The sequence below is a fragment of the Immundisolibacter sp. genome, from assembly GCF_050250495.1.
In the GTDB taxonomy this organism is placed as follows: Bacteria; Pseudomonadota; Gammaproteobacteria; order Immundisolibacterales; family Immundisolibacteraceae; genus Immundisolibacter.
In genome coordinates this window covers 84,269-96,902 of sequence record NZ_JBFWOM010000001.1, presented here as the reverse complement: position 1 = coordinate 96,902, position 12,634 = coordinate 84,269, and the positions used below count along the sequence as shown (strand labels likewise).

General features: G+C 69.7%; 15 protein-coding genes. 3 read left to right on the top strand and 12 right to left on the bottom strand.

What is annotated here, in order from left to right; all coding sequences use genetic code 11:
- Positions 1-30 precede the first annotated feature (30 nt).
- From AB7F93_RS00515 to leuC, 5 genes are read right to left on the bottom strand one after another with little or no spacing between them, the layout of a single operon-like run.
- Positions 31-1,056 (bottom strand): aspartate-semialdehyde dehydrogenase, encoded by a 1,026-nt coding sequence (locus AB7F93_RS00515; RefSeq protein ID WP_428300912.1) that lies wholly within the window; start codon positions 1,054-1,056, stop codon positions 31-33.
- A 13-nt stretch (positions 1,057-1,069) separates the two neighbouring features.
- On the bottom strand, positions 1,070-2,155 hold the full coding sequence (gene leuB / locus AB7F93_RS00510) for a 3-isopropylmalate dehydrogenase (protein ID WP_428300911.1): 1,086 nt from the start codon (positions 2,153-2,155) through the stop codon (positions 1,070-1,072).
- Entirely contained in the window at positions 2,152-2,811 is a 660-nt protein-coding gene (gene leuD, locus AB7F93_RS00505; RefSeq protein ID WP_428300910.1) for a 3-isopropylmalate dehydratase small subunit, read from the bottom strand. Before leuD ends, leuB begins: the two co-directional genes overlap by 4 nt.
- Before the next feature lie 25 nt (positions 2,812-2,836).
- Complete coding sequence (locus tag AB7F93_RS00500) at positions 2,837-2,962, bottom strand: entericidin A/B family lipoprotein (RefSeq protein ID WP_428300909.1); 126 nt, start codon at positions 2,960-2,962, stop codon at positions 2,837-2,839.
- 4 nt (positions 2,963-2,966) lie between these two features.
- Positions 2,967-4,376 (bottom strand): 3-isopropylmalate dehydratase large subunit, encoded by a 1,410-nt coding sequence (gene leuC / locus AB7F93_RS00495; protein WP_428300908.1) that lies wholly within the window; start codon positions 4,374-4,376, stop codon positions 2,967-2,969.
- A 150-nt stretch (positions 4,377-4,526) separates the two neighbouring features.
- Between leuC and AB7F93_RS00490 the strand changes: the two genes are divergently transcribed.
- A complete protein-coding gene (locus AB7F93_RS00490) occupies positions 4,527-4,928 on the top strand; it encodes a hypothetical protein (protein ID WP_428300907.1) in 402 nt (133 codons plus the stop codon).
- Here the strand turns inward: AB7F93_RS00490 and AB7F93_RS00485 are convergent.
- The 4 genes from AB7F93_RS00485 to AB7F93_RS00470 are packed head-to-tail and all read right to left on the bottom strand — an operon-like array spanning position 4,885 to position 8,556.
- The gene (locus AB7F93_RS00485; protein WP_428300906.1) at positions 4,885-6,066 is read right to left on the bottom strand and encodes an MFS transporter; all 1,182 of its coding nucleotides are present in this window, start codon (positions 6,064-6,066) and stop codon (positions 4,885-4,887) included. The two genes, AB7F93_RS00490 and AB7F93_RS00485, sit on opposite strands and share 44 nt — an antisense overlap.
- Positions 6,056-7,156, bottom strand: a complete 1,101-nt coding sequence (gene aroC / locus AB7F93_RS00480; RefSeq protein WP_428300905.1) for a chorismate synthase — start codon at positions 7,154-7,156, stop codon at positions 6,056-6,058. The genes AB7F93_RS00485 and aroC overlap by 11 nt, the downstream gene beginning before the upstream one ends.
- 13 nt (positions 7,157-7,169) lie before the next feature.
- Positions 7,170-8,330 (bottom strand): cation diffusion facilitator family transporter, encoded by a 1,161-nt coding sequence (locus AB7F93_RS00475; protein ID WP_428300904.1) that lies wholly within the window; start codon positions 8,328-8,330, stop codon positions 7,170-7,172.
- Entirely contained in the window at positions 8,305-8,556 is a 252-nt protein-coding gene (locus AB7F93_RS00470; RefSeq protein WP_428300903.1) for a sulfurtransferase TusA family protein, read from the bottom strand. The genes AB7F93_RS00475 and AB7F93_RS00470 overlap by 26 nt, the downstream gene beginning before the upstream one ends.
- An 86-nt stretch (positions 8,557-8,642) precedes the next feature.
- Between AB7F93_RS00470 and mobA the strand changes: the two genes are divergently transcribed.
- A complete protein-coding gene (gene mobA / locus AB7F93_RS00465) occupies positions 8,643-9,263 on the top strand; it encodes a molybdenum cofactor guanylyltransferase MobA (RefSeq protein ID WP_428300902.1) in 621 nt (206 codons plus the stop codon).
- Complete coding sequence (pyk, locus tag AB7F93_RS00460) at positions 9,260-10,687, top strand: pyruvate kinase (protein ID WP_428300901.1); 1,428 nt, start codon at positions 9,260-9,262, stop codon at positions 10,685-10,687. Before mobA ends, pyk begins: the two co-directional genes overlap by 4 nt.
- A gap of 46 nt (positions 10,688-10,733) precedes the next feature.
- Here pyk and AB7F93_RS00455 read toward each other — a convergent pair whose 3' ends face one another.
- The 3 genes from AB7F93_RS00455 to AB7F93_RS00445 all read right to left on the bottom strand — a co-directional run bounded on the left by AB7F93_RS00455 (position 10,734) and on the right by AB7F93_RS00445 (position 12,621).
- Positions 10,734-11,147, bottom strand: coding sequence for a YidB family protein (locus AB7F93_RS00455; protein ID WP_428300900.1), 414 nt, complete (start codon positions 11,145-11,147; stop codon positions 10,734-10,736).
- Positions 11,148-11,176: 29 nt separating this feature from the next.
- The gene (locus tag AB7F93_RS00450) at positions 11,177-12,151 is read right to left on the bottom strand and encodes a dihydrodipicolinate synthase family protein (RefSeq protein WP_428300899.1); all 975 of its coding nucleotides are present in this window, start codon (positions 12,149-12,151) and stop codon (positions 11,177-11,179) included.
- A gap of 185 nt (positions 12,152-12,336) precedes the next feature.
- A complete protein-coding gene (locus tag AB7F93_RS00445; RefSeq protein WP_428300898.1) occupies positions 12,337-12,621 on the bottom strand; it encodes a DUF1330 domain-containing protein in 285 nt (94 codons plus the stop codon).
- Positions 12,622-12,634: the final 13 nt, after the last annotated feature.

Here is a 12,634-nt window from a genome sequence, read left to right as displayed (position 1 = left end):
GCAGTGCGCGCGCCCCCACAAACGGTGCCGTCAGGCGCCCAGATACTCCGCGATCAGCCGCTCGGCGATCTGCACGCTGTTGGTGGCGGCGCCCTTGCGGATGTTGTCCGACACCACCCACAGGTTCAGGCCGCAGGGGTGCGAGATGTCGTCCCGGATGCGCCCGACGTAGACCCAGTCGTGGCCGGCCGCCTCGACCGCCGTGGGGTAGCCGCCCGGCGCCCGCTCGTCCACCACCTGCACGCCCGGCGCGGCGGCGAGCAGCGCGCGCGCCTCGTCGGCACCCAGCGGGCGCTCGAACTCGATGTGCACCGCCTCGGAGTGGCCGTAGAACACCGGGATGCGCACGCAGGTGGGGTTCACGTCGATGTCGGCGTCGCCGAGGATCTTGCGCGTCTCCCACACCATCTTCATTTCTTCGCGCGTGTAGCCGTTGTCCTGAAAGGTGTCGATCTGCGGCAGCGCGTTGAAGGCGATCTGCTTCGGGTACACCTTGGGCTCGATCGGCTGGCCGTTCAGCAGCGCCGCGGTCTGGCCGGCGAGTTCCTCGATGGCCTTCTTGCCGGTGCCGGACACCGACTGGTAGGTCGCGACGTTGATGCGGCGGATGCGCGCGGCGTCGTGCAGCGGTTTCAGCGCCACCACCATCTGGATGGTGGAGCAGTTGGGGTTCGCGATGATGCCGCGGTTGCGGTAGTCGGCGATGTCGTGCGGGTTCACTTCCGGCACCACCAGCGGGATGTCCGGCTCGTTCCGGAAGTGCGAGGTGTTGTCGATCACGACGCAGCCGGCCTCGGCGGCGCGCGGCGCGTACTCGGCGGAAATCGACCCGCCGGCCGAGAAAAGTCCAATCTCGGCCTTCGAGAAATCGAACGTGGCCAGGTCCTGCACCTTGACGCGCCGGTCGCCGCAGCGCACCGGCTTGCCGACCGACCGCTCGCTGGCGAGCGCGTACAGCTCGCCGATCGGGAACTGCCGCTCGGCCAGCACGTCCAGCATGGTCTCGCCGACCGCGCCGGTTGCCCCGACCACGGCCACGTTGTACGTCCGACTCATCTCATCTTCCCTTTCAAACACCGCCGCGCAATGCGGCGACCACGGCATCACCCATCTGCGCGGTGCCGAGCACCCGCTCGCCGGGCAGCGCGATATCGCCCGTGCGCAGGCCCTGTTGCAGCACGCTCGCCACGGCCTGTTCGACCGCATCGGCGGCCGCCGCCTCGCCCAGCGTATAGCGCAGCAGCATGGCCACCGACAGCAGCGTCGCGAGTGGATTCGCCTTCTGCTGGCCGGCGATATCCGGCGCCGAGCCGTGCACCGGCTCGTACAGGCCAAAGCCGGTCTCGTTCAGCGACGCCGACGGCAGCATGCCGATGGAGCCGGTCAGCATGGCGGCGCAGTCGGACAGGATGTCGCCGAACAGGTTCTCGGTGACCACCACGTCGAACTGCTTCGGTGCCCGCACCAGCTGCATGGCGGCGTTGTCCACGTACATGTGGCTGAGCTCGACGTCCGGGTAGTCGGCCGCGATGCGCACCATGACCTCGCGCCACAGCTGGCTGGTTTCCAGTACGTTGGCCTTGTCCACCGAGCACAGACGCCGGCCGCGCCGACGCGCGATGTCAAAGCCGGTGCGCCCGATGCGCTCGATCTCGGCCTCGGTGTAGACCATGGTGTTGCACCCGATGCGGGTGCCGTCTGTCAGCGTCTCGACGCCGCGCGGCTCGCCGAAGTAAATGCCGCCGGTCAGCTCGCGGATGATGACGATGTCGAGCCCGGCAACCACGTCGGATTTCAGCGTCGAGGCGCCGACGAGCTGCGGGAACAGCAGCGCCGGGCGCAGGTTGGCGTACAGGCCGAGCGCCTTGCGGATGCCGAGCAGGCCGCGCTCCGGGCGCAGGTGCGCGGGGCCGCGGTCCCATTTCTCGCCGCCGACCGCGCCCAGCAGCACGGCGTCGGCCGCCCGCGCCAGCGCGACGGTCTCATCCGGCAGCGGCACGCCGCTGGCATCGATGGCGCTGCCGCCGATGAGGCCGCGCGTGAAGCTGAAATCGAGGCCGAACTTGTCGCCTGCCGCCAGCAGCAGCTTCTCGGCCTCGGCAACGATCTCGGGGCCGATGCCGTCGCCCGGCAGCAGCAGGATCTTGTAGGTCATGAGCACGCTCCAGCCCGATCCGGGAACAGCCACGGCGCCTCGGCCACACGGCGCGCCTCGTAGGCGCTGATGGCGTCGGCGTGCTGCAAAGTGAGCCCGATGTCGTCGAGGCCGTTCAGCAGGCGATGCCGGCGGTCGGCGTCGATCGAGAACGCAAACCGCTCGCCCGACGGCGTGCGCACCGCAAGCGCTTCGAGATCCACCGTGAGCCGGTAGCCCGCGGTCGCCGCCACCTCGGCGAACAGCCGATCGATGACGTCTTCCGGCAGCGTCACCGGCAGCAGGCCGTTCTTGAAGCTGTTGTTGTAGAAGATCTCGGCAAAGCTCGGCGCGATCACGGCGCGGATGCCGTAGCCGACCAGCGCCCACACGGCGTGCTCGCGGCTGGACCCGCAGCCGAAGTTGCGCCGCGCGAGCAATACCTCGGCCCCCGCGTAGCGCGGCTGGTTCAGCACGAAATCCGGGTTCAGCGGCCGGCCCGAGCAGTCCTGCCCCGGCTCGCCGTGGTCCAGATAGCGCCACTCGTCGAACAGGTTCGGCCCGAAGCCGCTGCGCTTGACCGACTTCAGGAACTGTTTCGGGATGATGGCGTCGGTGTCGATGTTGGCGCGGTCGACCGGCAGCACCACGCCGTCGACAGTAGTGAATTTATCCATGGCGTCTCGATGTCAGCGATCGGGCTCAGTTCGTCGACTTCTGGATGGCCTCACCACCGCGCTGAATGTCCTTGCCGATCCCGTTGATGGTGTTGCAGGCGCCGAGCGTCAGCAGCACGCCGGCGGCGATGAGCAGTTTCACAGCACGCATGGTTTCAACCTCCCAGTTGACGCACGTCGACGAAATGTCCCGCCACCGCGGCCGCAGCCGCCATGGCCGGACTGACCAGATGGGTACGCCCGCCCTGGCCCTGGCGGCCCTCGAAGTTGCGGTTGGACGTGGACGCGCAGCGCTCGCCGGGCTCCAGGCGATCGGCATTCATGGCCAGGCACATCGAGCAGCCGGCCTCGCGCCACTCGAAGCCGGCGGCGCGGAAAATCGCGTCCAGCCCCTCGGCCTCGGCCTGCTGCTTGACCAGGCCCGAGCCCGGCACGGCGAGCGCAAGCCGCACGTTGTCCGCTACCTTGCGGCCCTTGAGCACCGCCGCCGCGGCGCGGAAATCCTCGATGCGGCCATTGGTGCACGAGCCGATGAACACCTTGTCGATGGCCACGTCGGCCAGCGGCGTGCCGGGCGCGAGATCCATATAGGCGAGCGCCCGGCGCATGCCCTCGGCGCGGGCGGCGTCGGCCTCGGCGACCGGGTCGGGCACGCGGCCGTCGACCGGCAGCACCATCTCGGGCGAGGTGCCCCAGGTCACCTGCGGCACGAGACGCGCGGCGTCGATCTCGACCACGCGGTCGAACGGCGCGTCGGCGTCCGAAACCAGCTCCCGCCAGGCCACCGCGGCGCGCTCGAACAGCTCGCCCTGCGGCGCGAACGGCCGGCCGCGCACGTAGTCGACGGTGGTGTCGTCCACCGCCACCAGGCCCACGCGCGCGCCGGCCTCGATGGCCATGTTGCACAGCGTCATGCGGCCTTCCATGGACAGCGCACGCACCGCCTCGCCGCCGAACTCGATCGCGTAGCCGGTGCCGCCCGCGGTGCCGATGGCGCCGATGATGGCCAGGATCAGATCCTTGGCGTACACGCCCGCCGGCAGGCGGCCGGTGGCGCGGATCAGCATGTTCTTCGACTTGCGCTGCGGCAGCGTCTGGGTGGCGAGCGTGTGCTCGACTTCCGACGTACCGATGCCATACGCCAGCGCCGCGAAGGCGCCGTGCGTGGCGGTGTGCGAGTCGCCGCACACCACCGTCATGCCGGGCAGCGTTGCGCCCTGCTCGGGGCCGATGATGTGCACCACGCCCTGGCGCGGGTCATTCATCCGGAACTCGGTGATGCCGAACTCGGCGCAGTTGCGGTCGAGCGTCTCGACCTGCTCGCGCGACACCGGATCGGCGATGCCGACGCTGCGGTCGGTGGTCGGCACGTTGTGGTCGGCCACGGCGAGGTTTGCCACCGTGCGCCACGGCCGGCGGCCGGACAGGGACAGGCCCTCGAAGGCCTGCGGCGAGGTCACCTCGTGGATCAGGTGGCGGTCGATGTAGAGCAGCACCGAGCCGTCGGGCTCGGTGTGCACGACGTGGGCATCCCACAGCTTGTCGTAGAGCGTCTTGCCGGCCATTGCATGCACCGTGTGAACGTGAGTCGAAATCCGTTTCAGCCGCCAGCGGGTCTGTGCCGGTCGCCGGCTCGACAAGGGCGGAAAACGGCTTTAACAATAGCGCCGCCTGGGGATTGCCCCGGGGGATTCCCCACACCGCCAAACCCCGACATGACCTTTCGCGAACTGGCCATCCGGCTCGAAAATCACCTCGGCACCTGTCACCTGCCGGTGAACCGTGACGCCAAGGAACCGGCCGACCTGCTGCTGGCCACAGGACTGCACGACAGGCTGCTGAAAGAGTTGTTGCGGGCGGTCTACAAAGCCAATCGATGCTACCACATCCGGGCTCCGCTCCTGGCCGAAAACACGCTCGCGGCGCTACAGCCGCTGCGCGAAAAGGTGCTCGAAGAACCCGCCACGGACCTGCACACGGTGCGACTGATGGATGCCATCGACCGGGCCGTGCGCGCCGCGTTCGCGCTGCCGTTGGCGCCGCCGGCCGCGGCCCGGACGACCGTAGGTCAGGTCATCCCGTTGCCGGGTTTGCGTCGCTTGCGCCGGGCCGGCTGAGCAGCCCCCACAGGCACGCGCCGACCAGCGCCGTGACCGCCGCGAGTTCGAACACCCGCGCCGCACCGGCCGCGTCCCACAGATAGCCGCTCGCCACGCCGCCGAGCGCCCCGCCGCCGCCCATGCACAGGCCGCTGTAGAGCGCCTGCCCCCGACCCTGCAGCGCCGCTGGAAAGAACCGCTGCACCTGGGCCAGCGCCGCCACGTGAAACGCGCCAAACGTCGCCGCGTGCAGCACCTGCGCCGCGAGTAGCCACGGCATGCTGGCCGCGCCGTGGCCGATGATCAGCCAGCGCAGCGCCGCCAGCAGCAGACTCGCGAGGAACACCCGCGCGGCGCCGATGCGCGGCAGCAATCGGGCGAGCGCGAGAAAGATGCCTACCTCCGCCACCACGCCGAGCGCCCACAGCGCACCCACGGTGCTGCGCGTGTAGCCGAGGTCTTCGAGCAGGATCGAGAAGAAGCCGTAGTACGGCCCGTGACTTGCCTGCATCAGGAACGCGGCAGCGAGAAACCCGACCGCGGCCGGGCTGCGCAGCGCCCCGCGCAGCGAGGCCCTGGCCTGCACCGCGGGCGGCGCCGGGCGGTCCGGCACCACCAGACTGGCGAGCAGCGTGCCGGTCATGGTCACCACCAGCACCGCCAACAGCAGGTCGATGCCGGCGCGCTCCAGCAGCCAGCCGCCGCCGAGCACCACGCCGATGAAACCGACCGAGCCCCACAGGCGGATGCGCCCGTACAGGTTCCCGGCGCCGCCGAGGTGGCGCAGCGTGACGATCTCGAACTGCGGCAGCGCGGCGTTCCAGAAGAACCCGAACGCCGCCGTGACCAGCGCCACCGGCCAGAAGCCGCGCGCCACGAACATGCCGCAGAAGATCACCGTCATCAGCAGTGCGCACACGCGCACTACCACGATGCGTCGCGGCACCCGGTCGCCCACCCAGGCACTGGCCCACGGCGCGAGGATGCGCGTCAACGTGCCGACTGCCATCAGCTGGCCGATTTCGAGCGCGCTCATGCCGCGCGCACGCAGGAATACCGTCCAGTACGGCACCATGGCGCCGAGGATGGCGAAGTAGCTGAGGTAAAAGGCCGACAGGCGCCAGTAGGGCAGCCGCGGCGCGGCGTCAGTCGTCAACGGCGCCGGGGATGACGGGCGTGACGGGATCGATGCCGCTGTTCTGCGCCTGCTGGCGCAGCAGGTGATCCATCAGCACCAGCGCCAGCATGGCCTCGGCGATGGGCACCGCGCGGATGCCCACGCACGGGTCGTGGCGGCCGGTGGTCACGATATCCGTGTCGGCGCCGTGCACGTCCACCGTGCGGCCCGGCAGGCGGATGCTGGAGGTGGGCTTCAGTGCCAGGCTGACGACGACGTCCTGCCCGCTCGAGATGCCGCCCAGCACGCCGCCAGCGCGGTTCGACAGGAAGCCGGCCGACGTGATTTCGTCGCGGTGCTCGCTGCCTTTCTGCGTCACCACGCTGAAACCGGCGCCGATCTCGACGCCCTTGACGGCGTTGATACCCATCATGGCGTGCGCGATGTCGGCATCCAGGCGATCGAACACGGGCTCGCCGAGCCCCGGCGGCACGCCATGCGCGAGCACGGTGACGCGTGCGCCGACCGAGTCGCCGTCGCGTCGCAATTGCGTGATGAGCGCTTCGAGTTCCGGCACGCGGGCGGGGTCTGGGCAGAAGAACGGGTTCACGTGCACCGCCGCCCAGTCCCGAAGCTCAAGCGCGACGTCGCCCATCTGCGCCAGATAGCCGCGGATCACGACCCCGCGCGTGGCAAGGAACTTGCGCGCCACCGCGCCGGCCGCCACGCGCGCCGCCGTCTCGCGCGCCGACGACCGCCCGCCGCCGCGGTAATCACGCCGGCCGAATTTGTGCTGGTAGGTGTAGTCGGCGTGGCCGGGGCGAAACTTGTCCTTGATGGCCGCGTAGTCGCGCGAGCGCTGGTCGGTGTTGCGGATCAGAAGGCCAATCGGCGTGCCGGTGGTCACGCCCTCGAACACGCCGGACAGGATCTCCACCTCGTCGGCTTCCTGGCGCTGCGTGGTGTAGCGGGAGGTGCCCGGCCGGCGGCGGTCGAGATCGGGCTGGATGTCGGCCTCGGTCAGCGGCAGGCCGGGCGGGCAGCCGTCGATGACGGCGCCGAGCGCCGCGCCGTGGCTCTCGCCGAACGTGGTGACCGTGAACAGGCGACCGAAGGTGTTGCCGGACATGGGCGGCTCGGTGTCAGGTGACGAAATGCACGGCGACGTCCGCCACGTTCGGCACGCGTAGCGTCGCCTCGCGCAGGCGCGCGGCCAGCGAGTTCGCGTCGGCTGCGTCCTGAGCCGCCGCCAGCGGCAGGTGCAGCTCGACGCCGATGCGGTCGGCATCGTAGTGCAGCAGCACGCGCTGCACCGCCTGCGCACCCGCAAGGCCGACCAGCTCGCCGCGAATCCGCGCCTCGACGTCGGCGCGCAGCGGCAGCGTGCGCCCGCGCTCGAAGTTCTGGTCATCCTCGGTGTCGATGTGCACCAGGACGTCGCTGACCTCGTCGAGGTCATGGATCAGGCGCTCGCGGATGTGCTCGGCGATGCGGTGGCCCTCGGACACGCTGATGTGCGGGTTCACCTGCACGTGCACGTCGACCAGCGCGTCCGGGCCGGCCTGACGCGTGCGCAGCAGGTGCAGGTCGCGCACGCCCTCGATGCCGCGAATCGCCTTGCGGATGGCCGCCACGCGCTCGCGCGACAGCGAGGCGTCGGTCAGCTCCGACACCGACTGCCACAGCAGTTCCCAGCCGACGCGGGCGATCAGCACCGACACGCCGATCGCCGCCACCGGGTCAAGGTACGGCATGCCGAGCAGGCTGCCGCCGACGCCGAGCAGCACCACGAGCGAGGAGATCGAATCCGTGCGCTGGTGCCAGGCGTTTGCCTCCAGCATGCGCGAGCGCGTCTCGCGCCCCACGCGCAGCGTGTAGCGGTAGATCCACTCCTTGAGCGCAATGGCAATCACCGCCACCGCGAGCGCCGCCGGCGCCGGCGGCAGGATGGGTGCGGGGTCCAGCAGGCGCTGAGCGGCGCGCAGGCTGATGCCGGCGGCGGTCGCCAGCAGAACGGTGCCGAGAAACACCGACACCAGCGTCTCCACGCGGCCGTGGCCGTAGGGGTGCTTGGTGTCTGGCGCGCGGCTGCCCTGGCGGGCGCCGTACAGCACCGCCATGTCGCTGAACAGGTCGGAAGTCGAGTCGATGGCGTCGGCGATCAGCGCCTGCGAGTGCGCGAACACGCCGCCCGCGAACTTGATCACCGCCAGGAACAGGTTGATGCCGGCCGCGATCAGCGTGACGCGGCGGCCCGCCTGATAGCGGCTCCCGCCCTCAGCCGGCGCGTTGGCTGTCGGCATCGCCGCCCACCTCCAGAATGATGGTCACCACGCCGTCACGCTCGTAGCTGTCGATGTGCCGGTGGCCGTTGATACGGCACCAGGCCGGGATGTCCGCCAGCACGCCATGATCCGTGCACTGCACCTCCAGCACGTCGCCGGGCGCCAGATCGCGGATTCTTGCCTGAGTGCGCAGCACCGGCAGCGGACACAGGAGGTAGCGGGCGTCGAGCGTATGATGGGACATCGTTGTGGAGGGCTGTGTTGCGCGGCTGCGCGCCGGCCGCCTCCCGCGGTGCGCGAAGACAGCGCAACAGGATAGCGCGACGGTTCATGCACGGTCACCCCGCAACGCACTCGGCGCACCGGCGCACGCTTACCGGTCTCATCCTGGCCGGTGGCCGTGGCAGCCGCCTTGGCGGCATCGACAAGGGCCTGCTCGACGTTCGCGGCACGCCGTTGGTGCAGCAGGTCGCCGCACGTCTTGCGGGCCAGGTGGACGCGCTGCTGCTGAGCGCGAACCGGTCCCTCGATCGCTACCGCGCGCTCGGCTTCGACCCCCTGACCGACGGCCCTTACGTGGACGCGGGACCGCTGGCCGGCATACGCGCCGGCCTCGCCGCCTGCGCCACCGACTGGCTGCTCGCGGTGCCGTGCGACATGCCGTTCGTACCGCTCGATCTTCGCGCACGGCTGCTCGGCGCGGCGCCGCAGGACGATTGCCGGGCACGCGTGCCGTTCGACGGCGAGCACCATCACTACGCGTGCGTGCTGCTGCCGGGCACGGCGCTCGGGGCGGTCACCGCGGCGCTCGACGCCGGGCGGCGCAGCCTGCGGGGCCTGCTCGACGACATTGGCTGGCTCGGCGTGGATTTTGCTGCCGACCGTCACGCTTTCACGAATCTGAACACGCCGGCCGACGTCGCCGGCGCCCTGTCCGCGGAGTCGTCATGACGCATCAACGCCAAACCCGCATCGTCGCCACGCTGGGCCCGGCCACAGACCCCCCCGGCGTCCTGCACGAGCTGTTGAGCGCAGGCCTCAACGTGGCCCGCATCAATTTCTCGCACGGCAAGCGCGAGGACCACGAGCGGCGCATCGCCGCGCTGCGCGCCGCGGCGGCGGATCTCGGCCACGACGTGGCCGTGCTGGCCGATCTGTCCGGCCCCAAGGTGCGCGTGCGCAGTTTTCGCAGCGGGCCGGTGCTGCTCGAAACCGGTGCGCGGTTCTGCATCGACGGCGCGCTTGGCGAACACGACGGCACGCAAGACGCGGTCGGCACCGACTACCCGGAACTGGCAAAAGACGTGCAGCCCGGCGACCGCCTGCTGCTGAACGACGGCCTCATCCAGCTCCGCGTACTGGACGTGCAGGGCGAGGCGGTGCACTGCGAGGTGGAGGCGGGAGGCGAACTGTCGAACCACAAGGGCATCAACAAACAGGGCGGCGGGCTGTCGGCCGGCGCGCTGACCGCCAAGGACCGCGAGGACATCGTCACGGCGGCGGCGCTGGAGGTGGACTACCTCGCCGTGTCGTTCGTGCGCCGGGCGCTCGACATCGAGCTCACGCGCGAGCTGCTGCGCGGCGCCGGCGGCCACGCGCGCATCGTCGCCAAGATCGAGCGCACCGAGGCCGTGGCCGCGCTCGACAGCATCGTCGAGGCGGCCGACGCCGTGATGGTGGCGCGCGGTGATCTGGGCGTCGAGATTGGCGATGCGCAGCTGCCCGGCGTGCAGAAACGCATCATCGCCGCCGCCCGCGAGCTGAACCGGCCCTGCATCACGGCCACGCAGATGATGGAATCGATGATCGAGAACCCGGTGCCGACGCGCGCCGAGGTGCTCGACGTCGCCAACGCCGTCATGGACGGCACCGACGCGGTGATGCTGTCGGCCGAAACGTCGGTCGGCGCCCACCCGGTGCGGGTGGTGGAGACCGTCGCGCGCATCTGCCTCGGGGCCGAGCGCTATCCGGTGACCGAGCGCTCGGCGGAGCGCATGTCGAGCCACTTCGATCGCTCCGACGAGACCATCGCCATGGCCGCCATGTACGTGGCGCGCAACGCGCAGATCAGCGCCGCCGTGGCGCTGACCGATTCCGGCCACACGGCGCTGCTGCTGTCGCGGTTGCTGCACGGTGTGCCGATCTTTGCGATGACCGAGCAGCCGCGCACGCGCCGCCGCCTGGCACTGGCGCGCGGCGTGACGGCAGTGGAGTTCGACCGCGGCGCGCTGCCCTACGATCAGGTCGCCCGCGACGCCCTGGCGCGGCTCAAGGAACGCGGCCTGCTGGATAAAGGCCAGCGCGTGCTGGTGACCAAGGGCGATCGCCCGGGAACCGGGCACACCAACACCATGATGGTGTTGGACGTGCCTTGACCGGCTGACGGCGGCCTCGGCAAAGCGCCGGGAACCGCAGGCGCACCTATCGGCGTGTCAACGCGCTGATCAGATCCGCCGCGCTGCCAAGGCCGCCTTGCCCCACCTGGCCCTGCGGCGTCAGGCGGTCGACGATCTGCGGCAGCAGCTGCGTCAACTGGCCCAGCAGGTCGCCTTGCGAGGATCCGAGCTGCTGCGCGAGCTGGCTGACGGTGTCGCCGCCGAGCACGTTCTGCAACTGGCTTGCGGACACCGGCGCGTTCTGTCCGGTGGAAATCCAGGACGCGATTGCGTCGCCAAGGCCGCCCTGCTGGAACTTCGACACAAGATTGCCGAGGCCCCCGCCCGGGGCGTCGTTGGCCAACATGCCGACCACAGCGTTCAGCAGGGCAGCATTCCCGCCACCGCCGGCCGCGCCGCCACCCAACAAGCCACCCACCAACGAATCGAGCAAGCCCATACGCACCTCCTGGCCTTGAAGGCACTGCCTCAGACGATTCCGAGTTCCTGCATCCGTCCGCGGATCCACTCGCGCTTGTCGGGCGCCACCTGACGGATGGGCGAGCGCATCACGCCGCCGGCCATGCCGAGCGCCTCGTAGCAGACCTTGAGGTTGCCGAGCGTGGTGGCGTAGGTGAAGTTGCCGGACAGCGGCGCGAACATGATCTGGTCGTAGAAATCTCGCAGCGGCTGCAGTTGCTCGGAGACGGCATACGCCTTTTCCCACTCGCCGGCACGCGCCAGCGCCGTGTACTGCTCCAGCAGGCCGCGCTTCTTGCCGTACAGGATGTGCGCGAAGGCGCCGTAGATCACCTGCCCGCCGTGGCGCAGGTCGTTCAGCCAGTGGTTCTCGAACGGGTCCGACACGATGAAGTCGTCGCCCACCATGCGCCGCAGCTTGAGGCTGTCGTCGTGGTTGAGGCTGCCCTGCTTCATGCCGACGTAGGACGGGATTTCGGACAGGCGCCGCGACAGATCGAGGCTGATCAGGTGTCCCGCCACCATCGAGCGGTAGAACAGCAGCGCGAGATTCGAGTGGTCGGCCAGGTACTTGAAGTAGTCGTAGATTTCCTGGTCCGAGCGCAGCTGCACGATGGGCGTGATCACCTCCGCCGCCACGTAGCCGAGCTTCTCGACGTAGTTCAGCTTCTCCATCGCCTGATGGACGCTCTGGTCGAAGATGATGGTGTGCAGCGGCACGCGCCCGGCGGCGGCCTCGGCCACCACCTCGTGGTAGCGCATCCATTCGGTGACGGACATGTTCCAGCACTCGGCGACGAAGCCGCCCATCACAAGGCCGCTCTCGCCGATCTCGACGAAGTGCTCGACGTTACGCCGCAGGCCGTCCTCGTCGAGGCTGTCGTCCGCCTTGAACGGCGTGCATGGGCAGTCGTACCAGTCGCGGATGGTCGCCTTGGCCCAGGCCTTGGCTTCGGATTTGGTGAACGGAATCTTGCTGGCCATGGTTGGGTTCCTCCGTGGGGTGATGTGGCTAAGGAAGCGCTGAGGTATTCAGCGCTTCCTGCCCGGGGCAGGATGCCCCGGCGTGAAGCAAGGTCGTACGACATTGATTCACGGAGCGCTGCGCGGGCATGTTCCGCGCAGCAGCGAGCTGAAAAATTCCAGGGACGGAATTTTTCAGCATTCCGTTACACGGCGTCGATGAGGATCAGGCTCATCTGTGCGGCCTGATCGCGGATTTGCTTCAGCGGCTGGTAGTCGGGGTCGGCGAGCCACGCGTCGACCGCGGCGCGGTCCGGGAAACGGAACACCACCACCGAGTCCACCGCCTCGCCGTGCAGCGTGTCCGGCGCGTTGCTGCGCCCGAGCAGCTCGCCGCCGTGGCGGCGCACGATGGGGCCGGCGCCCTTGCGGTACTCGGCGAGCAGGTCCCAGTCCTTCACGTGCTGGGTGGAGATCATGATCACGGCCACGGGTGGGCTCCTT

Coding starts and splice junctions, on each gene's coding strand:
- pyk (WP_428300901.1), top strand. CDS start 9,260: ATGACGCATCAACGCCAAACCCGCATCGTCGCCACGCTGGGCCCGGCC.
- leuB (WP_428300911.1), bottom strand. CDS start 2,155: ATGACCTACAAGATCCTGCTGCTGCCGGGCGACGGCATCGGCCCCGAG.
- leuC (WP_428300908.1), bottom strand. CDS start 4,376: ATGGCCGGCAAGACGCTCTACGACAAGCTGTGGGATGCCCACGTCGTG.
- AB7F93_RS00455 (WP_428300900.1), bottom strand. CDS start 11,147: ATGGGCTTGCTCGATTCGTTGGTGGGTGGCTTGTTGGGTGGCGGCGCG.
- AB7F93_RS00515 (WP_428300912.1), bottom strand. CDS start 1,056: ATGAGTCGGACGTACAACGTGGCCGTGGTCGGGGCAACCGGCGCGGTC.
- leuD (WP_428300910.1), bottom strand. CDS start 2,811: ATGGATAAATTCACTACTGTCGACGGCGTGGTGCTGCCGGTCGACCGC.
- AB7F93_RS00490 (WP_428300907.1), top strand. CDS start 4,527: ATGACCTTTCGCGAACTGGCCATCCGGCTCGAAAATCACCTCGGCACC.
- AB7F93_RS00475 (WP_428300904.1), bottom strand. CDS start 8,330: ATGCCGACAGCCAACGCGCCGGCTGAGGGCGGGAGCCGCTATCAGGCG.
- aroC (WP_428300905.1), bottom strand. CDS start 7,156: ATGTCCGGCAACACCTTCGGTCGCCTGTTCACGGTCACCACGTTCGGC.
- AB7F93_RS00470 (WP_428300903.1), bottom strand. CDS start 8,556: ATGTCCCATCATACGCTCGACGCCCGCTACCTCCTGTGTCCGCTGCCG.
- AB7F93_RS00500 (WP_428300909.1), bottom strand. CDS start 2,962: ATGCGTGCTGTGAAACTGCTCATCGCCGCCGGCGTGCTGCTGACGCTC.
- AB7F93_RS00450 (WP_428300899.1), bottom strand. CDS start 12,151: ATGGCCAGCAAGATTCCGTTCACCAAATCCGAAGCCAAGGCCTGGGCC.
- mobA (WP_428300902.1), top strand. CDS start 8,643: ATGCACGGTCACCCCGCAACGCACTCGGCGCACCGGCGCACGCTTACC.